22 protein-coding genes are annotated in these 19,030 nt (G+C 54.9%); 9 read left to right on the forward strand and 13 right to left on the reverse strand.

Features of this window, described 5'->3' with window-relative positions; translation table 11 throughout:
- Nucleotides 1–82: 82 nt before the first annotated feature.
- Nucleotides 83–1,054, forward strand: coding sequence for a lauroyl-Kdo(2)-lipid IV(A) myristoyltransferase (gene lpxM, locus CU081_RS13500; protein ID WP_022651444.1), 972 nt, complete (start codon nt 83–85; stop codon nt 1,052–1,054).
- 43 nt (nt 1,055–1,097) lie between these two features.
- Here the strand turns inward: lpxM and pyk are convergent, their stop codons facing one another.
- Nucleotides 1,098–2,540 carry a pyruvate kinase gene (gene pyk / locus CU081_RS13505; RefSeq protein WP_058647327.1) on the reverse strand — a complete coding sequence of 481 codons (1,443 nt, stop codon included), beginning with the start codon at nt 2,538–2,540 and terminating at the stop codon, nt 1,098–1,100.
- Between the two features lie 114 nt (nt 2,541–2,654).
- The gene (locus tag CU081_RS13510) at nt 2,655–3,524 is read right to left on the reverse strand and encodes a MurR/RpiR family transcriptional regulator (RefSeq protein WP_003859769.1); all 870 of its coding nucleotides are present in this window, start codon (nt 3,522–3,524) and stop codon (nt 2,655–2,657) included.
- Nucleotides 3,525–3,880: 356 nt separating this feature from the next.
- Here CU081_RS13510 and zwf point away from each other — a divergent pair, with 356 nt between their 5' ends.
- The 3 genes from zwf to kdgA all read left to right on the forward strand — a co-directional run bounded on the left by zwf (nt 3,881) and on the right by kdgA (nt 8,082).
- Entirely contained in the window at nt 3,881–5,356 is a 1,476-nt protein-coding gene (gene zwf, locus CU081_RS13515; RefSeq protein WP_022651443.1) for a glucose-6-phosphate dehydrogenase, read from the forward strand.
- 233 nt (nt 5,357–5,589) lie between these two features.
- Entirely contained in the window at nt 5,590–7,401 is a 1,812-nt protein-coding gene (gene edd, locus CU081_RS13520) for a phosphogluconate dehydratase (protein WP_015570284.1), read from the forward strand.
- A 39-nt stretch (nt 7,402–7,440) separates the two neighbouring features.
- Nucleotides 7,441–8,082 carry a bifunctional 4-hydroxy-2-oxoglutarate aldolase/2-dehydro-3-deoxy-phosphogluconate aldolase gene (gene kdgA / locus CU081_RS13525; RefSeq protein WP_003859774.1) on the forward strand — a complete coding sequence of 214 codons (642 nt, stop codon included), beginning with the start codon at nt 7,441–7,443 and terminating at the stop codon, nt 8,080–8,082.
- A gap of 74 nt (nt 8,083–8,156) precedes the next feature.
- On the opposite strand, the gene purT is transcribed toward kdgA, so the two are convergent.
- On the reverse strand, nt 8,157–9,335 hold the full coding sequence (gene purT, locus CU081_RS13530) for a formate-dependent phosphoribosylglycinamide formyltransferase (RefSeq protein WP_022651442.1): 1,179 nt from the start codon (nt 9,333–9,335) through the stop codon (nt 8,157–8,159).
- A gap of 171 nt (nt 9,336–9,506) precedes the next feature.
- On the opposite strand from purT, the gene CU081_RS13535 reads away from it, so the two are divergent.
- Nucleotides 9,507–10,157: a tellurite resistance TerB family protein gene (locus CU081_RS13535; RefSeq protein ID WP_022651441.1), complete on the forward strand. Its 651-nt coding sequence runs from the start codon at nt 9,507–9,509 to the stop codon at nt 10,155–10,157.
- Nucleotides 10,158–10,232: 75 nt separating this feature from the next.
- Nucleotides 10,233–12,308, forward strand: a complete 2,076-nt coding sequence (gene ptrB / locus CU081_RS13540; protein WP_022651440.1) for an oligopeptidase B — start codon at nt 10,233–10,235, stop codon at nt 12,306–12,308.
- On the opposite strand, the gene exoX is transcribed toward ptrB, so the two are convergent.
- The 3 genes from exoX to CU081_RS13555 form a co-directional block, all read right to left on the reverse strand.
- Nucleotides 12,290–12,952: an exodeoxyribonuclease X gene (exoX, locus tag CU081_RS13545; RefSeq protein WP_015570288.1), complete on the reverse strand. Its 663-nt coding sequence runs from the start codon at nt 12,950–12,952 to the stop codon at nt 12,290–12,292. The genes ptrB and exoX overlap by 19 nt on opposite strands.
- Before the next feature lie 24 nt (nt 12,953–12,976).
- Entirely contained in the window at nt 12,977–13,627 is a 651-nt protein-coding gene (locus tag CU081_RS13550; protein ID WP_003859783.1) for a carbon-nitrogen hydrolase family protein, read from the reverse strand.
- A gap of 111 nt (nt 13,628–13,738) precedes the next feature.
- Nucleotides 13,739–13,969, reverse strand: coding sequence for a DNA polymerase III subunit theta (locus CU081_RS13555; RefSeq protein ID WP_003859784.1), 231 nt, complete (start codon nt 13,967–13,969; stop codon nt 13,739–13,741).
- Nucleotides 13,970–14,106: 137 nt separating this feature from the next.
- Between CU081_RS13555 and yobA the strand changes: the two genes are divergently transcribed.
- The 3 genes from yobA to CU081_RS13570 are packed head-to-tail and all read left to right on the forward strand — an operon-like array spanning nt 14,107 to nt 15,704.
- Nucleotides 14,107–14,478, forward strand: a complete 372-nt coding sequence (gene yobA, locus CU081_RS13560) for a CopC domain-containing protein YobA (RefSeq protein ID WP_022651439.1) — start codon at nt 14,107–14,109, stop codon at nt 14,476–14,478.
- A gap of 1 nt (nt 14,479) precedes the next feature.
- Nucleotides 14,480–15,349 (forward strand): copper homeostasis membrane protein CopD, encoded by an 870-nt coding sequence (gene copD / locus CU081_RS13565; protein WP_022651438.1) that lies wholly within the window; start codon nt 14,480–14,482, stop codon nt 15,347–15,349.
- A gap of 16 nt (nt 15,350–15,365) precedes the next feature.
- The gene (locus tag CU081_RS13570) at nt 15,366–15,704 is read left to right on the forward strand and encodes a YebY family protein (protein WP_003859787.1); all 339 of its coding nucleotides are present in this window, start codon (nt 15,366–15,368) and stop codon (nt 15,702–15,704) included.
- A gap of 322 nt (nt 15,705–16,026) precedes the next feature.
- Here the strand turns inward: CU081_RS13570 and CU081_RS13575 are convergent, their stop codons facing one another.
- The 7 genes from CU081_RS13575 to CU081_RS13605 all read right to left on the reverse strand — a co-directional run bounded on the left by CU081_RS13575 (nt 16,027) and on the right by CU081_RS13605 (nt 19,022).
- Entirely contained in the window at nt 16,027–17,112 is a 1,086-nt protein-coding gene (locus CU081_RS13575; protein ID WP_039268953.1) for a tyrosine-type recombinase/integrase, read from the reverse strand.
- Nucleotides 17,081–17,353: an excisionase gene (locus CU081_RS13580; RefSeq protein WP_023300430.1), complete on the reverse strand. Its 273-nt coding sequence runs from the start codon at nt 17,351–17,353 to the stop codon at nt 17,081–17,083. Before CU081_RS13580 ends, CU081_RS13575 begins: the two co-directional genes overlap by 32 nt.
- A gap of 120 nt (nt 17,354–17,473) precedes the next feature.
- Nucleotides 17,474–17,995, reverse strand: coding sequence for a hypothetical protein (locus CU081_RS13585; protein WP_047725139.1), 522 nt, complete (start codon nt 17,993–17,995; stop codon nt 17,474–17,476).
- Nucleotides 17,996–18,051: 56 nt separating this feature from the next.
- Nucleotides 18,052–18,267 (reverse strand): TraR/DksA family transcriptional regulator, encoded by a 216-nt coding sequence (locus tag CU081_RS13590; RefSeq protein WP_053004013.1) that lies wholly within the window; start codon nt 18,265–18,267, stop codon nt 18,052–18,054.
- Between the two features lie 91 nt (nt 18,268–18,358).
- A complete protein-coding gene (locus CU081_RS13595; protein ID WP_047725137.1) occupies nt 18,359–18,589 on the reverse strand; it encodes a hypothetical protein in 231 nt (76 codons plus the stop codon).
- Nucleotides 18,586–18,807, reverse strand: a complete 222-nt coding sequence (locus CU081_RS13600) for a hypothetical protein (RefSeq protein WP_047725134.1) — start codon at nt 18,805–18,807, stop codon at nt 18,586–18,588. The genes CU081_RS13595 and CU081_RS13600 overlap by 4 nt, the downstream gene beginning before the upstream one ends.
- Nucleotides 18,804–19,022, reverse strand: coding sequence for a hypothetical protein (locus CU081_RS13605; protein WP_047720562.1), 219 nt, complete (start codon nt 19,020–19,022; stop codon nt 18,804–18,806). Before CU081_RS13605 ends, CU081_RS13600 begins: the two co-directional genes overlap by 4 nt.
- Nucleotides 19,023–19,030 lie beyond the last annotated feature (8 nt).

Below are 19,030 nucleotides of genomic sequence, written 5' to 3' on the forward strand. Positions count from 1 at the left end.
CCGGCTTTTTCTTTTGTGCGCGGGCGGCAGCCTCGCTACACTATCCGCATATATTTTTGCGTCACCAGACCCTGGAACCCGCATGGAAACCAAAAAAAACAATATTGAGTACATTCCTGAGTTTGAAAAATCTTTTCGCCACCCGCGTAACTGGGGCGCCTGGATTGGCGTATACGCGTTTGCTGGCATGGCGTTGCTACCTGCTTCCCTCCGCGATCCGGTGCTCGGTAAAGTGGGGCGCCTGGCAGGGCGCTTGGGTAAAAGCGCGCGCCGACGCGCGCAAATAAACCTGTTGTACTGTTTCCCGGATAAAAGCGACGCTGAACGCGAAGCAATCATTGATGACATGTATACCACTGCGCCGCAGGCGATGGCGATGATGGCGGAACTGGCACTGAAAGGGCCGGAGAAGATCGTCGAACGCGTTGACTGGAAAGGGCTGGAGATCATCGACGAGATGCGTCGCAATGATGAAAAGGTGATTTTCCTGGTGCCGCACGGCTGGGGGGTCGACATTCCGGCGATGTTAATGGCGTCGCAGGGCCAGAAAATGGCGGCGATGTTCCATAATCAGGGAAACAAAATCTACGATTTCGTCTGGAATACCGTGCGCCGTCGCTTTGGCGGACGCTTGCACGCCCGAAACGATGGCATTAAGCCTTTCATTCAGTCGGTACGTCAGGGTTACTGGGGCTACTATCTGCCCGATCAGGACCATGGTCCTGAGCACAGCGAGTTTGTCGATTTCTTCGCAACCTATAAAGCCACGCTACCAGCGATTGGTCGCCTGATGAAAGTCTGCCGCGCCCGCGTGATCCCACTGTTCCCGGCTTATGACGGTAAAACGCATCGCCTGAGCATTGAGGTACGTCCGCCGATGGACGATCTGCTGACCGCAGACGATCACACCATCGCACGCCGCATGAATGAAGAGGTGGAAGTGCTGGTGGGGCCGCATAAGGAGCAATATACGTGGATCCTGAAGCTGCTCAAAACGCGTAAACCTGGCGAAACAGAGCCGTACAAGCGTAAAGAACTTTTCCCGAAGAAATAGGAAACCTTCACCCCTCTCCCCTTAGGGGAGAGGGGATCAGAGCTTACTCTACGGTCAGTACGCGGGTGGTATTGGTTGAGCCGATGGTGCTCATCACGTCACCCTGCGTCACGATAACGATATCACCGGATACCAGATAACCTTTGTCGCGCAGCAGGTTCACGGCATCGTGCGCGGCGGCCACGCCGTCGTTGGTGCTGTCGAAGTATACTGGCGTCACGCCGCGATACAGCGCCGTCAGGTTCAGCGTACGCTCGTGACGGGACATGGCGAAGATCGGCAGACCGGAGCTGATACGGGACGTCATTAGCGCGGTACGGCCAGATTCGGTCATGGTGATGATCGCCGTGACCCCTTTCAGGTGGTTGGCTGCGTACATCGCGGACATCGCAATCGCTTCTTCCACATTGTCGAACTGGATATCCAGGCGGTGCTTGGAGACGTTAATGCTTGGGATCTTCTCTGCACCCAGGCAGACGCGCGCCATGGCGGCCACGGTTTCCGCCGGATACTGGCCCGCCGCGGTTTCCGCTGACAGCATCACCGCGTCAGTACCATCCAGCACGGCGTTCGCCACGTCCATGACTTCTGCACGGGTCGGCATTGGGTTGGTGATCATGGATTCCATCATCTGGGTGGCGGTGATCACCGCGCGGTTCAGCTGACGCGCGCGACGGATCAGCGCTTTCTGGATACCGACCAGTTCAGGGTCGCCAATTTCCACGCCCAGGTCACCACGGGCAACCATCACCACGTCAGACGCCAGGATCACGTCGTCCATCACGTCCTGATCGCAGACCGCTTCAGCGCGTTCCACTTTTGCAACGATTTTCGCATCGCAGCCTGCATCGCGCGCCAGGCGGCGAGCATAGTTCAGATCTTCACCGCAGCGCGGGAAGGAGACGGCCAGATAATCCACGCCGATCTGCGCTGCGGTCACGATATCCGCTTTGTCTTTATCGGTCAGCGCTTCGGCAGACAGGCCACCGCCGAGTTTGTTGATGCCTTTGTTGTTGGAGAGCGGGCCGCCGACGGTCACTTCGGTGAACACCTTCATACCCTGAACTTCCAGCACTTTCAGCTGTACGCGTCCGTCGTCCAGCAGCAGGATGTCGCCAGGCACAACGTCAGCAGGCAGACCTTTGTAGTCGATACCCACTTTTTCCTTATCGCCTTCGCCTTTGCTCAGGTTGGCGTCCAGCAGGAATTTATCGCCGATGTTGAGGAAGACTTTGCCTTCTTTAAAGGTCGATACGCGGATTTTTGGACCTTGCAGGTCACCGAGGATAGCAACATGGCGGCCCAGTTTAGCTGCGATTTCACGCACTTTGTCGGCACGTAATTTATGGTCTTCTGGCGTACCGTGAGAGAAGTTCATACGCACCACGTTAGCACCCGCGGCGATAATCTTTTCGAGGTTATTATCGCGGTCGGTGGCCGGGCCTAAGGTGGTGACGATCTTGGTTCTGCGAAGCCTTCTGGACATGTAATACTCCGTTGACTGAAACAACTTTGGTGTTGCGTGAACATAGAATCGGCCTTCATCTATCGCAAGGCAGTAGCGAGGGGACCGAATGCCGTAAATCGTACTTCGTCGTTATTAGGGAACATCGCTCTTTATAAGCAATTCTTTATCAAAACGCGATTCTTTCAGGGCTTCCTTGACCCGCTTCAAGTTATCCCGGAATTTTGCGCCCCGGCGTAAGGTAAAACCGGTCGCCAGTACGTCGATGACCGTCAACTGCGCCAGGCGGGAGACCATCGGCATGTACATGTCGGTATCCTCCGGTACGTCCAGGGTAATGGCGAGCGTCGCTTCCCGGGCGAGCGGCGTACCTGCCGTCGTCAGGGCGATGACCATCGCATCGTTGTCACGCGCGAGCTGCGCCAGCTCCACCTGGCTCTTGGTGCGGCCCGTATGAGAGATGAGTACCACGACATCATCTTCGCTACAATTCATACAGCTCATGCGTTGCAGCACAATGTCATCGGAGTAAATCACCGGCACGTTAAAGCGAAAGAACTTATTCATGGCGTCATGCGCCACGGCGGCGGACGAGCCAAGGCCAAAGAAGGCAATCCGTTTGGCCTGCGTGAGAAGATCGACCGCGCGATTTACTGAACTCATGTCCAGAGACTGGCGAACGTGGTCGAGCGTGGCCATTGCCGATTCAAATATTTTTGCGGTGTATGCATCAACGCTGTCGTCTTCATCGACATTGCGATTAACATACGGGGTGCCGTTTGCCAGACTTTGGGCCAGATGCAGTTTAAAATCAGGAAAGCCGCGCGTGTCCAGACTACGACAGAATCGATTGACCGTCGGTTCGCTGACGCCCGATTCCTGTGCCAGAGCGGCGATGCTTGAATGAATCGCCTGAGCGGGCGCGGCGAGAATAACTTCAGCCACTTTGCGCTCGGATTTGCTAAGGTGTTCCAGTTGAAACTGGATTTTTTCCAGCATGTTCATTGTTAACAAGACGCTCATGAGGGCATAAACGATTTCATAAAGAGATGAAACCTTGATTCGATTTAGCCGATATTACCCCCAGGACTCCCGAAAGGGTAATCGTCGACAAGAAATGTTGTTGTTTTTTTTCATTACTTGATCGACGTCGGGTTTTGCTCTGACCCCGTTGCGCAAAGAATCGACGTTTGTTGCGTCATCAGACGGGCGTAATGGCCCAGGCGACGAAAAATCACCGTATCGCACGCGACGTTAAGCGCTAATGGTTTCAGGAAACGCGTAAAAGCAGTACAGTGCATTGTAATAAAATTACAACGATACCTGGCAGAGTACCAGGCGATCTAACTGAGGAGAATGACATGGCGGTAACGCAAACAGCCCAGGCATGTGACCTGGTCATTTTCGGCGCGAAAGGCGATCTTGCACGCCGAAAATTGCTGCCTTCCCTGTATCAGCTCGAAAAAGCGGGCCAGATCCATCCCGACACCCGGATCCTTGGGGTAGGGCGCGCAGACTGGGATAAGGAGGCTTATACCAAAGTCGTGCGTGAGGCGCTCGAAACGTTCATGAAAGAGAAAATCGATGAAAGCCTTTGGGGTAAGCTGAGCGGGCGTCTCGATTTCTGCAACCTGGACGTCAACGATGTAGGCGCCTTTACCCGTCTGGGTGAAATGCTTGACCAGGAAAATCGTGTCACTATTAACTATTTCGCCATGCCGCCAAGCACCTTCGGCGCCATCTGCAAAGGTCTGGGCGAGGCGAAGCTGAACGCCAAACCGGCGCGCGTAGTGATGGAGAAACCGCTGGGTACGTCGCTGGCGACCTCGCGTGAAATCAACGACCAGGTAGGCGAGTTCTTTGAGGAGTGTCAGGTTTACCGTATTGACCACTATCTGGGCAAAGAGACGGTACTGAACCTGCTGGCGCTGCGTTTTGCCAACTCCCTGTTTGTGAACAACTGGGACAACCGCACTATCGACCACGTGGAAATTACCGTGGCGGAAGAGGTGGGCATCGAAGGCCGTTGGGGCTACTTCGACCAGGCCGGCCAGATGCGTGACATGATCCAGAACCACCTGCTGCAAATTCTGTGCATGATTGCCATGTCTCCACCGTCAGATCTGACGGCCGACAGCATTCGTGACGCCAAAGTGAAAGTGCTGAAATCACTGCGCCGTATTGACCGCTCCAACGTGCGTGAGAAAACCGTGCGCGGCCAGTACACCGCAGGTTTTGCCCAGGGGAAAAAAGTTCCTGGCTATCTGGAAGAAGAGGGCGCGAACAAGTCCAGCAACACCGAGACGTTTGTGGCGATCCGCGTGGATATCGACGACTGGCGCTGGGCCGGTGTGCCGTTCTACCTGCGTACCGGGAAACGTCTGCCGGCAAAATGCTCCGAAGTGGTGGTCTACTTCAAAAATCCGGAACTGAACCTGTTCAAAGAATCCTGGCAGGAACTGCCGCAGAATAAACTGACCATCCGTCTGCAACCGGACGAGGGTGTGGATATTCAGATCCTGAACAAAGTGCCGGGTCTTGATCACAAACACAACCTGCAAACCACCAAGCTCGACCTGAGCTACTCTGAAACCTTCAACCAGACGCATCTGGCCGACGCTTACGAGCGTCTGCTGCTGGAAACCATGCGTGGTATCCAGGCGCTGTTCGTCCGCCGCGATGAAGTGGAAGAGGCGTGGAAGTGGGTCGACTCCATCACCGAAGCGTGGGCAGCCGATCAGGACGCGCCAAAACCGTATCAGGCGGGAACATGGGGACCTGTCGCCTCCGTTGCGATGATCACCCGTGATGGCCGCTCCTGGAACGAGTTTGAATAACCACCTTCTCTAGCCCAAAGGTGTTATTTTACCGGTAACATGATCTAACACAGCAAGTGGCATAATTTTTATCTTTTAAGCTCCGCGTGGATTCACCCGCGGAGCTTTTTTTATTACACTCCCTTCAGACATTTTGCCCCTGTGCTCCGGATATCAGGCGTTTCAGCGTTGTTAACAACCGTCAGAAACTGTGTAAACTCCCGAGCCTGGACAGATAAATTAGAGGAGCTTTTATGAATCCGACATTGTTACGCGTAACACAACGCATTGTTGAACGCTCGAAAGAGACCCGTGCTGCCTACCTTGCCCGCATCGAACAGGCGAAGAGTGAAACGGTCCATCGCTCACAGCTGGCCTGCGGGAATCTGGCCCACGGCTTTGCAGCCTGCCAGCCTGGTGATAAAGACGCGCTGAAAAGCATGTTGCGTAACAATATCGCCATCATTACCTCCTATAACGACATGCTTTCAGCCCACCAGCCGTATGAGGTCTACCCGTCTATCATCCGCAATGCGCTGCACAGCGTGAACGCGGTGGGCCAGGTTGCAGGCGGCGTGCCGGCCATGTGTGATGGCGTAACCCAGGGCCAGGACGGTATGGAGCTGTCCCTGCTGAGCCGCGAAGTGATCGCCATGTCAGCGGCAGTGGGCCTGTCTCACAATATGTTTGATGGCGCGCTCTATCTGGGCGTGTGCGACAAAATCGTCCCGGGGCTGGTGATGGCCGCGCTGTCGTTTGGCCACCTGCCAGCGATTTTTGTGCCGTCAGGCCCGATGGCAAGCGGTCTGCCAAACAAGGAAAAAGTCCGTATCCGTCAGCTGTATGCCGAAGGAAAAGCGGACCGTCAGGCACTGCTGGAAGCGGAAGCCGCGTCTTATCACGCGCCGGGCACCTGTACGTTCTACGGTACGGCCAACACCAACCAGATGGTGGTGGAGTTTATGGGGATGCAGCTACCGGGCTCGTCGTTCATCCAGCCGGATGCGCCACTGCGTAAAGCGCTGACCGAAGCCGCAGCCCGTCAGGTGACGCGCCTGACCGGTAACGGCAACGAGTGGATGCCAATGGGCAAAATGGTGGATGAAAAAGTTATCGTAAACGGGATTGTCGCCCTGCTGGCGACCGGCGGTTCAACCAACCATACCATGCACCTTGTCGCGATGGCGCGCGCGGCGGGCATTCTGATTAACTGGGATGACTTCTCCGATATCTCCTCTGTGGTACCGCTGATGGCGCGTCTGTACCCGAACGGTCCGGCGGACATCAACCACTTCCAGGCCGCGGGCGGCGTGCCGGTGCTGATGCGCGAGCTGCTGAAAGGCGGCCTGCTGCATGAGGATGTCAACACGGTGGCGGGCTTTGGCCTGCATCGCTATACCCTTGAACCCTGGCTGAACAACGGTGAGCTGGACTGGCGCGAAGGGGCGAGCGACTCGCTCGATCCTCAGGTTATCGCAACCTTCGAACAGCCGTTCTCTCCTCACGGCGGCACCAAAGTGCTGAGCGGTAACCTTGGACGTGCCGTGATGAAAACCTCTGCCGTGCCGGAAGAGAATCAGGTGATTGAAGCCCCGGCGGTGGTGTTTGAAAGCCAGCACGACGTTTTACCTGCTTTTGACGCGGGTCTGCTTGATAAAGACTGTGTGGTCGTGGTGCGTCATCAGGGACCAAAAGCGAACGGGATGCCAGAATTACATAAACTTATGCCGCCGCTTGGTGTATTATTGGACCGCCGTTTCAAAATTGCACTGGTGACCGATGGACGCCTCTCGGGGGCATCCGGTAAAGTGCCTTCAGCGATTCATGTCACCCCGGAAGCCTACGACGGCGGCCTGCTGGCGAAAGTGCGTGATGGTGACATGATCCGCGTTAACGGTCAGACAGGCGAGTTAACCCTGCTGGTGGACGAAGCAGAGCTGGCGGCGCGTCAGCCACATATTCCTGACCTGAGCGCATCCCGCGTGGGTACCGGACGCGAAATGTTTGGTGCATTGCGTGAGAAACTCTCCGGTGCGGAGCAGGGCGCAACCTGTATTACGTTTTAAGACGACTTGATTTTAACGATCTGGCGAGAGAAAACTCTGATGAAAAACTGGAAAACAAGTGCAGAAGCAATCCTGACTACTGGCCCTGTCGTGCCGGTTATTGTGGTCAACAAACTTGAGCACGCTGTCCCAATGGCGAAGGCGCTGGTTGCGGGTGGCGTTCGTGTTCTGGAAGTGACCCTGCGTACGGCCTGTGCGATGGATGCGATTCGCGCTATCGCCAAAGAAGTGCCGGAAGCGATCATCGGTGCAGGTACGGTTCTGAATGCGCAGCAGCTGGCGGAAGTGACCGAAGCGGGCGCACAGTTTGCCATCAGCCCGGGGCTGACCGAGCCCCTGCTGAAAGCCGCAACCGAAGGTTCTATTCCGCTGATCCCGGGTATCAGCACCGTTTCTGAACTGATGCTGGGCATGGACTACGGCCTGAAAGAATTCAAATTCTTCCCGGCTGAAGCGAACGGCGGCACCAAAGCGTTGCAGGCGATTGCGGGCCCATTCTCCCAGGTGCGTTTCTGCCCAACGGGCGGCATCTCTCCGGCAAACTACCGTGACTACCTGGCGCTGAAAAGCGTGCTGTGCATCGGTGGCTCCTGGCTGGTTCCGGCGGATGCGCTGGAAGCAGGCGACTGGGATCGCATCACTAAACTGGCTCGCGAAGCGGTAGAAGGCGCGAAACAGTAAGTTTGTTTGCCGGGTGTCGGCTGCGCCTAACCCGGCCAGCCAGACAGTTAAAACGGGCCTTTCGGCCCGTTTTTTTATCCTGCTACGCTGACGTTCGCAGCCGCTATTTTCGCTCTCGCGACGGCTTCGTCCACGTTTTCCCCGGTTGCTAATGCCACGCCCAGACGACGGCTTCCGTCGATCTCCGGTTTGCCGAACAGTCTGACCTGTAAGCCTGCACCAACCGCACCTTCGACGTTATCAAAGCTGACATTCTGGCTGGTCAGCTGCGGCAGGATCACCGCGGAGGCTGCCGGGCCGTATTGACGGATGCCGCCAACCGGCAGGCCGAGGAAAGCGCGCACGTGCAGCGCGAACTCGGAGAGATCCTGTGAAATCAGCGTAACCATCCCGGTATCGTGCGGGCGAGGGGAGACTTCGCTGAAGATCACCTCGTCGCCGCAAACAAACAATTCCACGCCGAACAGGCCGTAGCCGCCCAGCGCCAGCACCGTCTTGCGGGCGATCTCCTGCGCGCGTGCCAGCGCCAGCGCGCTCATCTGCTGCGGCTGCCAGGATTCTCGATAATCGCCGTCTTCCTGACGATGACCAATCGGGTCGCAGAAATAAACGCCGTCCACGGCACTGACGGTAAGCAGGGTAATTTCGAAATCAAACTTCACCACGCCTTCCACGATGACGCGCCCGGCACCGGCACGACCGCCCTGCTGGGCATAGTCCCAGGCCTGGTCCAGCGTGCTGCTGTCGCGGATAAAGCTCTGCCCTTTGCCGGAGGAGCTCATTACCGGCTTAATGATGCACGGGTAGCCAATCTCTTCGACGGCCTGGAGAAACGCAGCTTTATCCCCGGCAAAACGGTAGCTGGAGGTCGGGAGCTGTAATTCTTCTGCCGCCAGGCGACGAATGCCTTCCCGGTTCATGGTCAGTTTTGCCGCAGTGGCGCAAGGCACTACGCGCTGGCCTTCCTGCTCAAGGGCAACCAGCATCTCAGTGGCAATGGCCTCAATTTCAGGCACCACGAAATCCGGTTTTTCCTCGGCAATTAACGCCCGCAGCGCATTGCCGTCAAGCATATCGATGACGTACGAGCGATGCGCAACGTGCATGGCAGGGGCGTTCGCGTAACGGTCCACTGCAATCACCTCCACGCCCAAACGCTGGCATTCAATGGCCACTTCTTTACCCAGTTCACCCGATCCCAACAGCATGACGCGCGTCGCGGCAGGGCGCAGCGCGGTTCCTAAACGAGTCATAAAAATCCCCCTGAAAAAGATGCGGGCAGTATAAACGAAAACGTTTGCGTCTGTCTTGTATGGGGATATACGGACAGCGGTGAAATTTGCGCTTCTTTAGCACTGACAGACATTTCCTGACACCCGCTCGCTTAGGCTGTGAAGGTTACGCACTGTTACGTGAGGAAAAATATGTCAGGCTGGATGAATCAACTGCAATCCCTGTTGGGACAAAAAGGCTCGTCGTCGGGCGAGCAGGGTCTGAGCAAGCTGCTGGTGCCGGGTGCGCTCGGCGGGCTGGCCGGTTTGCTGGTTGCCAATAAATCATCGCGGAAACTGCTTACCAAATACGGTACCGGCGCGCTGCTGGCGGGCGGAGGGGCTATTGCAGGTTCCGTCTTATGGAGCAAATACAAAGATAAGGTGCGCAACGCGCATCAGGATGAACCGCAGTACGGGAAGCAGGTATCGCCGTTAGATTTACGCACCGAGCGGCTGATCCTCGCTCTGGTCTTTGCGGCCAAGAGTGACGGGCATATTGATGCCAGTGAACGTGCCGCAATTGAACAGCAGATGCGGGAAGCGGGCGTTGAGGAGCAGGGCAGGGCGCTGGTGGCGCAGGCCATCGAACAGCCGCTCGATCCGCAGCGTCTGGCGCAAGGCGTGAAAAACAAAGAAGAGGCGCTGGAGCTCTATTTTCTGAGCTGTGCCGCCATCGATATCGATCACTTTATGGAGCGCAGCTACCTGAACGCCCTGGGCGATGCGCTGAAGATCCCCCAGGACGTTCGCGAGGGAATTGAGCAGGATATTCAGCAGCAGAAGCAGACTCTCGCGGGCTAGAAGGCCATGTTTCGCTTGCATCATACGCGTGTTTTGCCAACCTTATAGGATGTAAAACGAAAAAGTAAGAATGCCATGCCTCCAAAAGCCCGACGTACTCCTTATGCGATCACCACGCATGGCGATACGCGTATCGATAACTACTACTGGCTGCGGGACGATTCACGTTCCCGGCCAGAGGTGCTCGACTATCTGCACGAGGAAAACGACTATGGCCGCCAGGTCATGGCCAGCCAGCAGGCGCTTCAGGATCAGCTCCTGAACGAAATGGTGCAGCGTATCCCCCAGCGTGATGTCTCTGCCCCGTGGTGCAAAAACGGTTATCGCTATCGCCATATTTATGAGCCGGGAAACGAATATCCCATCTACCAGCGCCAGTCTGTGCTGAGCGCCGAGTGGGACGAATGGGAGATCCTGCTGGATGCCAACAAACGTGCTGCCCACAGTGAGTTTTATACGCTGGGCGGCATGTCCATTTCCCCCGATAACGCCATTATGGCGCTGGCTGAGGATTACCTCTCCCGCCGCCAGTACGGTTTGCGTTTCCGCAATCTTGAAACGGGAAACTGGTATCCCGAAATGCTGGATAATGTCTCCCCCGATTTCGTCTGGGGTAACGATTCAGAAACGGTCTACTACGTTAAAAAGCATGCCTCAACGCTGCTGCCTTATCAGGTCTGGCGTCATACGGTGGGGACCGATTCCGCCGACGATGAATTAGTCTACGAGGAAAAAGACGAGACGTTCTATGTCAGCCTGCACAAAACGTCGTCTCGCCACTACGTGATCATTTTCCTCTCCAGCGCCACCACTTCAGAAGTGCTGCTGCTGGATGCAGAGCTGCCGGATGCGCAGCCGCTGTGCTTCCTGCCGCGCCGTAAAGATCATGAGTACAGCCTGGATCACTTCCAGCACAGCTTTTACCTGCGTTCGAACCGCGAGGGCAAAAACTTTGGCCTTTATAAAACCAAAGTGCGCGATGAACGCAAATGGGAAGTGTTAATTCCCGCGCGCGATCAGGTGATGCTGGAGGGGTTCACCCTGTTTACCGACTGGCTGGTGGTGGAAGAGCGTCAGCGCGGACTGACCAGTATCCGCCAAATCAACCGCAAAACCCGCGAAGTGGTGGGCATTGCGTTCGATGACCCGGCTTACGTAACGTGGATCGGCTTTAACCCGGAACCGGAATCGTCCCGCCTGCGGTACGGCTATTCGTCGATGACCACCCCGGATACGTTGTTTGAACTGGATATGGACACCGGGCAGCGTCAGGTGATTAAACAGGCTGAGGTCCGGGGTTTTGAGTCGGAAAATTATCGCAGTGAGCACCTGTGGGTGAGCGCACGCGACGGCGTTGAAGTCCCTGTATCGCTCGTCTATCACAAGGCGCACTTCAACAAAGGTAAAAACCCCATCCTCGTCTATGGCTATGGCTCCTATGGATCAAGCATGGACGCCGATTTCAGCAGCAGCAGGCTGAGCCTGCTCGACCGCGGTTTTGTTTATGCGATTGCCCATATTCGCGGGGGCGGCGAACTGGGTCAGCACTGGTATGAAGACGGAAAATTTCTCAAAAAGAAAAATACCTTTAACGACTACCTTGATGTCTGCGATGCGCTGATCGCGCAGGGTTATGGCGATCCGCAGCTCTGCTTTGGCATGGGGGGCAGCGCCGGGGGCATGCTAATGGGCGCCGTGATCAACCAGCGGCCTGAACTGTTTAAAGGCGTTATCGCCCAGGTGCCGTTTGTGGACGTGGTGACGACCATGCTGGATGAGTCCATTCCACTGACCACCGGGGAGTTTGAGGAGTGGGGGAATCCGCAGGATGAAACCTATTATCGCTACATGAAAGAGTACAGCCCGTACGATAACATCGAGGCGAAAGCCTATCCGCATATGCTGGTGACCACCGGCCTGCACGATTCCCAGGTGCAGTACTGGGAGCCCGCGAAATGGGTGGCGAAGCTGCGTGAGCTGAAAACTGACGATAATCTGCTGCTGCTGTGTACCGATATGGACTCAGGGCACGGAGGGAAATCAGGGCGATTTAAATCCTATGAAGGGGTGGCGCTGGAGTACGCCTTTTTGATTGGCCTGGCGCAGGATACGCTGCCAGGCCGGGCGGGGACTCAGGCTTCGCCTAAATAATGCTTCAGCGTCAGGCGCAGTTCCGGGCTCATTCTGTCGAGGTTGTTGTACAGCCAGCGCAGATAGCCCGGATCTTTGTCCGCCACTTCCGATACTGGCTTCCCGCGATATTTACCGAACGTAAAGGTAGTCAGTAGCGCGGGGCGCCCGGTAATGGTCGCCATATCGTCTGGCGTCCAGCCGGAAGTATTCATGATATCAATCAGGAGCGCTGCGGTGATGTAGCAGTCATAGAGGGCACGGTGATGATGCAGCCCTTCCGGCGTCCGCACGCTGAGTTTGCGCGACTTATACAGCGCCATATTGCTGTATTTGATCCCTGGCCACAGACGGCGCGCCAGCTTCATGGTGCAAATCCATTCGCCGGGCATCTCCGGCAGCACGCGGCGGTCAAAGCTGGCGTTATGGGCGACATACCACTGGCTACCGTGGTAAAGAGGGATGATCTCTTCAATCCACGGCTTATCCGCCACCATCGATTCCGTAATGCGATGTATAGCCATCGCCTGCGCACTGATGGGACGATCCGGGCGCACCAGATGGCTCATTGGGTTGACTATCTTTCCGTCAATCACGTCGACAGAAGCGACTTCCACAATTCCACCCTGCAAATCACAGGTTTCGGTATCGATAACGCGCAGCATTGATCGCTCCTGATCCTAAAATGCCTAGCCTAATGGAATGATATCGCCTTGCCAACCCTGTTGGCCTAAAGAACCGGTTAGCAGCAGTTCTCCCTTATCGGCACGTACAATCAGCTGACCTTTTTCATCCCATAACGCGCTACCGCCGCGCGCGTTCGCCATTAATACCGCGATGGCGTACTTGTGCGCGAAGCGTTGTAACGAACCGATCGATTGTCGCCAGCGGTGCTCGCCCACGGCCAGGCTGCTGGTGAACAGCGTTGCCTCCGGGTCCAGTTCCGGGGCGTCAGCCTGGTTATCCACGATGGTTAACCTTTTATCGCCAGGAATAACACCCGCACCGTTGCCCTGCGGATAACGCCGGATGGTCGACAGGTTAGGGGTGAAAAGCGCGAGTCCTTTCTGGCGCTGGCCGTGTTGCTGGAGCGTAATACCAGCAATCACCGTGATGAAACGTGACTGGGCGGCGTGAAGGAGGGGGGCAAGCTGCAAATCGTCAGGAGGTGGGGGTAAGGATGTTCCGCCTGGGCCGGTAAGCGAAAGCTCCGGAAAGACGATCAAATCGCACCCATGCCAGGCAGCTTCGGCAATAAAGTGCAGGTGATGTTTTACGTGCTCATCAACACAGTTGTGCCGCGGAGCATACTGAGCCGCGGCAATATTCCATCGTGACATCGTGACTTCCTTATACACTAAGTCGCTGGGATTTTAAGATTACACCTAAATTTATCAGGGTTTTCTTATCCTGCCACATAACGCGTAAGGAAGTGTAACGAGACGTTAAGCTTATTTAACTTTAGGTTCGTACGGCAGGCGCGAGAGATTGACGGAGGCGAGGCGATGCGCAATGAGACGTTCGCGAAACCAGTCGCGCAGATGTGCGGGTTGTTCACGCTCTACCACTTCAGCTACGACGGGCATATTGTAACGCTCTTTGAATGCGACACCCGCGGCGGCGAGATCGACATTCACTTTGTCCATCTCGTCCTGAGGAAGGGCGGCCAGGTTAACGTTCATTTCCTTCTCCTTTTTCTGCGGCGGCAACGTTACCGCGATTGTTCCACGATGACAAGGGAGCAAAGGATGTTCCTCGACTCGTTAATTATACAGAGTTATTCTTTAGCATTCAGGCATAACGAAAAGGAATGATTGTAATGCATTTTACCCCTTCCCGCGTCGCGTGCGCGCTGGCATTTCTGCTCTCTTCAGCAACCGCGCCCTCAGCTCTGGCCCATGCGCATCTTAAGCAGCAATCCCCGCAGGAAAATACCGTTGCGGTGGCACCAGAGGTCATTACCCTGAACTTCTCGGAAGGCATTGAGCCTGCCTTCAGCGGCGTGGTGGTGACGGACGCGCAGCAGCACAAGATCCAGACCGGCGCGGTGAAGCGTGACGAGAAGGATAACGCAAAGCTGATTGTTCCTCTTGAGAAACCGTTGCCGACCGGCACCTACACGGTGGACTGGCACGTGGTCTCCGTGGACGGCCACAAAACCAAGGGCAGCTATCACTTTAGCGTGAAATAGTATGCTGGCCCTGAGCTACGTCGCGTTACGCTTTATCCATTTTGCTGCGCTGATGCTGCTTTTCGGCAACGCGCTTTACAGCGTCTGGTTTGCACCGTCTTCGTTGCAGCGCCTCATGACCCGGCGTTTCCAGCGGCAGCAGAAACTCGCGGCCTTAATCAGCCTGATGGCGGCTCTGCTGATGTTTGGCCTGCAAAGTGGGTTGATGGGCAACGGCTGGAGCGATGTCATTCGTCCGGCGGTCTGGCGCAGCGTGCTGGGAACGCAATTTGGCGGCGTCTGGTTGTGGCAAATGGTGCTGGCCGCTGTGACGGCGGGCGCTGCATGGCTTACCCCGCAAAAAGGCTCACGGCTGTTACTGCTCGTGATGGGGCAGCTGGTGCTGTTGGCGGGCGTGGGACATGCCGCGATGAACGGTGGCGCACCGGGAGCATTGCATCGTCTCAACCATGCGCTTCATCTGCTCTGCGCCGCGACCTGGGTGGGTGGTTTACTGCCGCTGCTGTTTTGTATGCGTCTGGCGAAAGGCCGCTGGCAGCCAGCCGCTATCTTTACCATGATGCGCTTCTCCCGCGTGGGGCATTACGCCGTGGCAGGCGTGCTGCTGACCGGGATAATCAATACGCTCTTTATTGTTGGCATAAACGTGCCGTGGCATGCGCCTTATGTCCAGCTGTTGTTGTTCAAATGTGCGCTGGTCATGATGATGGTGGCAATTGCGCTGGCGAATCGGTATTTTCTTGTGCCACGCTTTCGCCCGGAGGCCGGGCGGGAACAACAGATTTTTATCAGGATGACACAGGCAGAGGTGGTGCTGGGCGCGCTGGTACTGGCGGCCGTCAGCCTGTTCGCGACCTGGGAACCCTTCTGACAAGGTTAAATAACATATGAAAAAGACACTGCTTTCTCTTTTACTTCTCACCTGTGCCAGCAGTGCGCTGGCCGCGCCGCAGGTCATCACCGTCAGCCGGTTTGAAGTGGGCAAGGACAACTGGGCATTTAATCGTGAAGAGGTCATGCTCACCTGCCGTCCCGGTAACGCGCTGTATGTCATCAATCCCAGTACGCTCGTGCAGTATCCGTTAAATGACGTAGCGGAGCAGCAGGTGGCCAGCGGGAAAAGTAACGGACAGCCTGTCAGCGTGATCCAGGTGGATGACCCGGCAAACCCCGGGCAGAAGAAAAGTCTGGCACCGTTTATTGAGCGCGCTGAAAAGCTCTGCTAGCCGTCAGGTTTCCAGTAAAAAAAAACCGCAGGTGCTTGTAAAAGCTCTGCGGTTTTTCACATTTAGTGATGTTCTGACGCTTTTTTTCAGACCACTTTTACTGTGGACTGGAAAACCTGACGTCGTCATCTATTCTTAAAGGGCAAGGCGATTGAGCCTGCATTAATGCCAACTTTTAGCGCACGGCTCTCTCCCAAGAGCCATTTCCCTGGACCGAATACAGGAATCGTATTCGGTCTCTTTTTATCTATTTGTTTCTCAAAGGTTTTTTCGGTCTCAACACGAAATCCCCCGAAAATTACTCGAATATTCCATATCCTGTCTAAACCATAACATACTCTGCACCGCGTGCGTCCAGGTATTTTTTTGTCATTGTTAAATTTTTGTGGCCGAGTAAACGCTGAGCAAATTCTTCTCCGCGCTCCTTTTCGTATAGCCTACTCGCCAGGCTCCTGATCTCATGGAAAGGAGGTGGGTTAGGTCCGAATTTTAACCCGGTCGAATCCCTTATCTCTGCAAAGGCCTGGGTGAGTCCGTCAGGAGTCAGCGGCCCCGGCTTTCTTCCCCCGCGGCGGACAGGAGAGTAAAGCATGAAGTCGGAAGGGTTGTTAACCCGGCATCGATCAATGACATCCTGCAACACAAGCCCAGCGACGTCTAGCCTCAAATCAAGGGGAAGCGCCAGTTTGTGACCTGTTTTCTCCTGCGTAACGAAAAGCCTCCCGTCTTTAATGTCACTGAACCTGAACAGTGAAATATCCTCACGACGCTGGCCGGTGACTAGTGCCAGATCGCATGCGTTAGGCGCCCAGTCAGAATGAGTTAACGCGGCCTGGCGGATGACGGTAAATTGTTCGAGCAACAGGCGCTCTCGCTTAACTTTCGGTGTCGGCGTTCGCGTCGGCTCGGCCGGGTTCCTGTCGACATGACCTTCTACGATCGCCTCCCTGAAGATGTCCATCAGCACAGACCTGAGCCCGGAAGCCATGCTCTTTTTATCGCAGAGAATGTACGCTTCAAGGAATGAGGCGATGTCCTTTGTCGTGACAGAAGCGAGGGGAATTTTGCCGAACTCTTCCTTAATGGTGGCGATCTGGTTTCGCCTGACCTTCATCGTGTTTGGTTTCAGCTCGCGACGCTCGAGAATTACCTCGTAACGCTCCAGCCATGCAGCCACTGTGAAAGTGGGCACGTCTTTTATGCGATCCAGGAGAGAAGAGGGAAGGTAATTCTGGTCGATGTAGTTGTTGGCCTCAATGGCCTGGGCAACAGCATCCTTGCGATCAATCCGGCCAAGAGAAATCTCCTGCCCGGTCACCGGATTGCGCCAGCTGTAAAGTCTGTCTCTTTTACGATAGGTCAGGTTACGGGGCAGGTTAGCGTCGTAACGTACTGGCCTTTTCGCCATGAGTCAGTCTCTCCAGTAAGGTGCCGCCGGACGGCAGTTTGGTGTGTTTCGGTTTAGCGCGCAGATTCTTCTTGCGCGGATCCACGTAGATAGCGTCAGGCTGAACTTTATATTCCTTTCCGTGCAGCTCCGGCGCGGGATAAATTCGCCCCTCCCGCGTCCATCTACGCAGAGTAGAAAGGGAGGGTGGAGTCGTGTAGACCTCAGCAGCCCATTCCTGCAAGTTGAGAAGCTTAGCCATGAGAACTCCTTAGCCACCTGGCATTGTATGCGAGGCTGCGTTGACGTTTTGATTAATCGAAATCAGATAAGAAAAAACCGCCCGTAGGCGGTGAGATTTAGTTGTTAATGGTTGTAAATATTACTTTATTTTCAGTGCCCTTTTAGCTTCCTGCACAAGCCCATCCAGTAATGTTTCTGATGCCCCAAGATCTGCTTCAGCGCCATCCAGGGAATTTATTGCATCATCCCTATAGTCTGAGCGAGTTTCTGCTCTCATTTTGACAAAATTATTCAACAACTTAGATGCTTTTGGGGTTAACGTAAAATCAGAAAGTTGAGCTATTCGCTCAAGTTCCTGTATATCCTCCCAATAAAGGTCTGTGAGTAACTTTTCCTGTTCAGGAGGGTGTCTGTTAAACGTTTCATCTTGTTCCTGCGTGAGGCTATATTCTAGATTCAGAAAATAGCGGTCAGTCATTTTGACCCTATATGCTTTATCGATTACATCGGTGAATGAGGCCAGTCGTTTTTCCCACCACTTTTCTTTGTAAAATCGATTGAGGGCAAATTTAGCGGTTAAGAATGCAGCTACAATACCGGTTACCAGCCCAATGATTATTTTTGAAGTTAGGTCGTAATAATCGAACTCATTTCCACTCATGAGCATATCCTTGTAAATGTTAGTAGGATCCAAGAAAGCACTATCTGCATATTACTTCACCTGAAAATTTTTAACTTCAACTCAACCTCTTCTTGGCAACTGGCGCACGTCTGACAGCCGGGTACGGCAGCGCGCCGCAGCTCGGGAATTGGTTCGTCGCATTCTTCACAACGCTCAGCTGATACGGCGTTGCGGTTGATCCGGTGAGCGGAAAGGGCAGCGTTACGCTGAAGCTCTTCAATCTCTGCTGCTGTGTCGATGATATCGGCCATTTTCAATGCTCCCGGAACTGTCGGTTAATTCGGTTGAAGGTGAACGCCAGCAATAAAAAAGGCCGCGATAGCGACCTGGTGATTTGCGATTTCATGGCTGTATCCATCCTTTACCTTTGACGTGCTGAATAACGCCAAGCTTCCTGAGCGACTGGAGCCGGCGATCAAGGATGCGGAAGACGTCCATCGGGTGCTTTCCTTCTGCTTCAGCAATGACGAGGCACTCCTGCCTGACGGAAGGGCTAAATAGCTCCGAAAAAGAGGTTGGCTGAGAGCCGATAGCGCTTAAAACTTCGCTATCCAGTTTCGCGTATTTGGTCATGCTGCACCGCCTTCAGGAAAATCACCGAAGTCAGCAAGGTCAGTTTCGCGATCGAACTTAAATTCGCCTATATCGACAACCTCAACTTCGTGTTCGTAAATATCACCTCCGCCACTTTCAAGAATCTCCATGGCTTCTTCCAGGCTTTCAGCATCCACTCTGAAGGTCTGCGAACCTTCTGCTTGCTTGACCTCAGTGGTAAAAAGAAATCTTTTCACGATTCAACTCCGAAGCGGCGATTAAGCCGACCTGTGTAAACGACGAACTCAAGGAGGCTAACTCCCAGAGCTTCAATTTTCTTGTGATGCTTGTTGATGATGGGAGGCACCGTTTCGTTCCAGTTAGGCTTAGGCTTCTTGCGCATGGCCTGCTGTATTTCTTCGGTGCAGCGGCGGCAGGCGGATCGGATGGCGTTGTCTGTTTCTGGCGTCATGCGGCCTC

The sequence above is a fragment of the Enterobacter sp. CRENT-193 genome (assembly GCF_002787395.1).
Classification (GTDB): Bacteria; Pseudomonadota; Gammaproteobacteria; order Enterobacterales; family Enterobacteriaceae; genus Enterobacter; species Enterobacter hormaechei_C.

What these genes read in the sequence shown, in the direction of transcription:
- lpxM (WP_022651444.1), top strand. Translation starts at nt 83, where the DNA reads ATGGAAACCAAAAAAAACAATATTGAGTACATTCCTGAGTTTGAAAAA.
- pyk (WP_058647327.1), bottom strand. Translation starts at nt 2,540, where the DNA reads ATGTCCAGAAGGCTTCGCAGAACCAAGATCGTCACCACCTTAGGCCCG.
- CU081_RS13510 (WP_003859769.1), bottom strand. Translation starts at nt 3,524, where the DNA reads ATGAACATGCTGGAAAAAATCCAGTTTCAACTGGAACACCTTAGCAAA.
- zwf (WP_022651443.1), top strand. Translation starts at nt 3,881, where the DNA reads ATGGCGGTAACGCAAACAGCCCAGGCATGTGACCTGGTCATTTTCGGC.
- edd (WP_015570284.1), top strand. Translation starts at nt 5,590, where the DNA reads ATGAATCCGACATTGTTACGCGTAACACAACGCATTGTTGAACGCTCG.
- kdgA (WP_003859774.1), top strand. Translation starts at nt 7,441, where the DNA reads ATGAAAAACTGGAAAACAAGTGCAGAAGCAATCCTGACTACTGGCCCT.
- purT (WP_022651442.1), bottom strand. Translation starts at nt 9,335, where the DNA reads ATGACTCGTTTAGGAACCGCGCTGCGCCCTGCCGCGACGCGCGTCATG.
- CU081_RS13535 (WP_022651441.1), top strand. Translation starts at nt 9,507, where the DNA reads ATGTCAGGCTGGATGAATCAACTGCAATCCCTGTTGGGACAAAAAGGC.
- ptrB (WP_022651440.1), top strand. Translation starts at nt 10,233, where the DNA reads ATGCCTCCAAAAGCCCGACGTACTCCTTATGCGATCACCACGCATGGC.
- exoX (WP_015570288.1), bottom strand. Translation starts at nt 12,952, where the DNA reads ATGCTGCGCGTTATCGATACCGAAACCTGTGATTTGCAGGGTGGAATT.
- CU081_RS13550 (WP_003859783.1), bottom strand. Translation starts at nt 13,627, where the DNA reads ATGTCACGATGGAATATTGCCGCGGCTCAGTATGCTCCGCGGCACAAC.
- CU081_RS13555 (WP_003859784.1), bottom strand. Translation starts at nt 13,969, where the DNA reads ATGAACGTTAACCTGGCCGCCCTTCCTCAGGACGAGATGGACAAAGTG.
- yobA (WP_022651439.1), top strand. Translation starts at nt 14,107, where the DNA reads ATGCATTTTACCCCTTCCCGCGTCGCGTGCGCGCTGGCATTTCTGCTC.
- copD (WP_022651438.1), top strand. Translation starts at nt 14,480, where the DNA reads ATGCTGGCCCTGAGCTACGTCGCGTTACGCTTTATCCATTTTGCTGCG.
- CU081_RS13570 (WP_003859787.1), top strand. Translation starts at nt 15,366, where the DNA reads ATGAAAAAGACACTGCTTTCTCTTTTACTTCTCACCTGTGCCAGCAGT.
- CU081_RS13575 (WP_039268953.1), bottom strand. Translation starts at nt 17,112, where the DNA reads ATGGCGAAAAGGCCAGTACGTTACGACGCTAACCTGCCCCGTAACCTG.
- CU081_RS13580 (WP_023300430.1), bottom strand. Translation starts at nt 17,353, where the DNA reads ATGGCTAAGCTTCTCAACTTGCAGGAATGGGCTGCTGAGGTCTACACG.
- CU081_RS13585 (WP_047725139.1), bottom strand. Translation starts at nt 17,995, where the DNA reads ATGAGTGGAAATGAGTTCGATTATTACGACCTAACTTCAAAAATAATC.
- CU081_RS13590 (WP_053004013.1), bottom strand. Translation starts at nt 18,267, where the DNA reads ATGGCCGATATCATCGACACAGCAGCAGAGATTGAAGAGCTTCAGCGT.
- CU081_RS13595 (WP_047725137.1), bottom strand. Translation starts at nt 18,589, where the DNA reads ATGACCAAATACGCGAAACTGGATAGCGAAGTTTTAAGCGCTATCGGC.
- CU081_RS13605 (WP_047720562.1), bottom strand. Translation starts at nt 19,022, where the DNA reads ATGACGCCAGAAACAGACAACGCCATCCGATCCGCCTGCCGCCGCTGC.